The 2143-nt window shown below is 72.2% G+C and carries 4 protein-coding genes, 1 pseudogene and 1 riboswitch; of the genes and pseudogenes, 2 read left to right on the plus strand and 3 right to left on the minus strand.

Annotation, left to right across the window (positions count from 1 at the left end; all coding sequences use genetic code 11):
• Window positions 1–12: 12 nt before the first annotated feature.
• Window positions 13–495, minus strand: coding sequence for a thioredoxin-dependent thiol peroxidase (gene bcp, locus G5C65_RS36005; protein ID WP_165303260.1), 483 nt, complete (start codon window positions 493–495; stop codon window positions 13–15).
• A gap of 177 nt (window positions 496–672) precedes the next feature.
• On the opposite strand from bcp, the gene G5C65_RS36010 reads away from it, so the two are divergent.
• A complete protein-coding gene (locus G5C65_RS36010) occupies window positions 673–996 on the plus strand; it encodes a DUF3618 domain-containing protein (protein WP_165303261.1) in 324 nt (107 codons plus the stop codon).
• A gap of 73 nt (window positions 997–1069) precedes the next feature.
• On the plus strand, window positions 1070–1372 hold the full coding sequence (locus G5C65_RS36015) for a GroES family chaperonin (protein ID WP_206442657.1): 303 nt from the start codon (window positions 1070–1072) through the stop codon (window positions 1370–1372).
• Between the two features lie 41 nt (window positions 1373–1413).
• Here G5C65_RS36015 and G5C65_RS36020 read toward each other — a convergent pair whose 3' ends face one another.
• Together G5C65_RS36020 and G5C65_RS36025 are read right to left on the minus strand one after the other, a co-directional pair.
• Window positions 1414–1734, minus strand: a complete 321-nt coding sequence (locus G5C65_RS36020; RefSeq protein ID WP_165303263.1) for a DMT family transporter — start codon at window positions 1732–1734, stop codon at window positions 1414–1416.
• Between the two features lie 34 nt (window positions 1735–1768).
• Window positions 1769–1830, minus strand: a riboswitch (guanidine-III (ykkC-III) riboswitch).
• 116 nt (window positions 1831–1946) lie between these two features.
• Window positions 1947–2143: pseudogene (locus G5C65_RS36025) on the minus strand (SCO1860 family LAETG-anchored protein); the annotation flags it as partial.

Here is a 2143-nt window from a genome sequence, read left to right on the forward strand (position 1 = left end):
GAGCGGGGGCGGTCAGGCGTCCTGGGCGGGCAGGCCGAGGTCGCGGATCAGCTTGGCCACGTGGCCGGTGGCCTTGACGTTGTACAGCGCCCGCTCGACCTTGCCCTGCTCGTCCACGACGACCGTGGAGCGGATGACTCCGGTGACCGTCTTGCCGTAGAGCTTCTTCTCGCCGAAGGCGCCGTATGCCTCCATGGTCTCCTTGCCGGGGTCGCCGACGAGGGTGACCCGCAGGTCTTCCTTCTCGCGGAACTTCGCCAGCTTCTCCGGCTTGTCCGGGGAGACGCCGATGACGTCGTACCCCTGGCCGGCCAGCAGGTCGAGGTTGTCCGTGAAGTCGCACGCCTGCTTGGTGCAGCCGGGGGTCATGGCCGCGGGGTAGAAGTACACGATCACCTTCCGGCCGCGGTGGTCGGCGAGCGAGACCTCCTTGCCGTCGGCGTCGGGCAGGGTGAAGGCGGGGGCGGTGTCACCGGACTGGAGGCGCTCGCTCATCTGTTCTCCTCTGGCTTCCTCTGTGGGCTTTCCTGGGGGTTCCCCGCTCGCTCACCGGACCGGGACGAGCCGGGCGGCGCCGATCGGGGGTGCCGTGGGGCGCGGACCCCGGCGAGCTGACAGGATGTGGTGCGTTACCACGGTATGACGGACGACTGACAGCACGGAGGCAGTGCGGTGCCGGAAGCCAGGACCCCCGCGGACATCGAGGCGGACATCGTCCGCAGGCGGCAGGATCTCGCTGTCGCGCTGGACGAGATCGCTGTGCGCGTCCATCCGAAGACGATCATCGGGGACGCCAGGGCCAAGGCGTCCGCCGCCGTGGACAAGACGGCGGGGCGGGCGTATGTCACCGCCAACCGCGTCGTCACCGATGTCCGCGCCCGCTTCGTCGGCGAGGACGGGGCGCCGCGCATGGACCGGATCGTCCCGGTGGCGCTCGCCACGGCGGCCGTCGTGGGCGGCCTGTACGCGCTGTCGGCTCGGCGTCGGCGCGGCTGAGCGGCTGAGATACGGTCGTGCCGTGAGCACCGAGACTCCAGAACCCGCACACCATGACAAGCTTCCCATCCGCATGCTGCACGACCGGGTGCTCGTGCGGACGGACACCAGCGAGGGGGAGCGGCGCTCGTCCGGCGGCATCGTGATCCCCGCGACGGCCGCGGTCGGGCGCAGGCTCGACTGGGCCGAGGTGGTGGCCGTCGGTCAGAACGTGCGGACGGTGGAGCCGGGCGACCGGGTGCTGTACGACCCCGAGGAGCGCGCCGAGGTCGAGGTGCGCGGCGTCGCGTACGTCCTGATGCGCGAGCGCGACCTGCACGCGGTCGCCGCCGAGCGCCTGCAGGGCTCGGATGACTCCACGGGGCTGTATCTCTAGACCTGCGGGTGGCGGTCCGGCGGGCCGGCGGGCTGCGCTGGTCAGTGGCCCGAGGTCGCCTTCAGGCCGACCACCGCTACCAGCAGCAGGGCGATGAAGAAGATCCGCGCGGCGGTCGCCGGCTCGCCCAGCACCGCCATCCCCACGGTCGCCGCCCCCGCCGCGCCGATGCCCACCCAGACGCCGTAGGCCGTGCCGATCGGCAGCGTCCTCGACGCCTGTGCGAGCAGCAGCATGCTTGCGGCGATCCCGGCGACGGTGAACACGCTGGGCCACAGCCGGGTGAAGCCCTCGGTGAATTTCATCCCGATCGACCAGCCCACCTCCAGCAGACCGGCGACGAACAACAGAGCCCAGGCCATGACGGCACCTCCGGAACTTGAACGAGTGTTCGGGGGTGCGTCGTCTTTGCGGGCCCGGTACGGCGCGTCTCGTCGGGGCCGGCGGTACGGCCGTGTGTGGCGCGGCCGTGTGTGGCGCGGCCGTGTGTGGCCGTGTGGTCCGCCGCCGGTACCGGAATCGTAGCAAATGGTGCGTTCCGCTGGCGCCCGGACCCCGGACCCCGGACTCGGCGCTAGCCACCGCCTCCGGGGGCTCCGTCGGCCGTGTTGCCGCCGTCCCAGGCGCCGCCTGCCGGGTTGCCGATGGCGTCGCCGCCGTTGTCGCCGCCTCCCTGGTCGCCGCCGATGATGCCGCCCAGATCGCCCCCGGTCGCCGGGTCCCCGCCGTCGGTGCCGTCCGTGCCGCCGGTGTCGGGCGGGTTCGGGCTGG

The organism is Streptomyces boncukensis, assembly GCF_011045075.1.
Taxonomy (GTDB): domain Bacteria; phylum Actinomycetota; class Actinomycetes; order Streptomycetales; family Streptomycetaceae; genus Streptomyces; species Streptomyces boncukensis.

Coding starts and splice junctions, on each gene's coding strand:
- bcp (WP_165303260.1), bottom strand. CDS start 495: ATGAGCGAGCGCCTCCAGTCCGGTGACACCGCCCCCGCCTTCACCCTG.
- G5C65_RS36015 (WP_206442657.1), top strand. CDS start 1,070: ATGCTGCACGACCGGGTGCTCGTGCGGACGGACACCAGCGAGGGGGAG.
- G5C65_RS36020 (WP_165303263.1), bottom strand. CDS start 1,734: ATGGCCTGGGCTCTGTTGTTCGTCGCCGGTCTGCTGGAGGTGGGCTGG.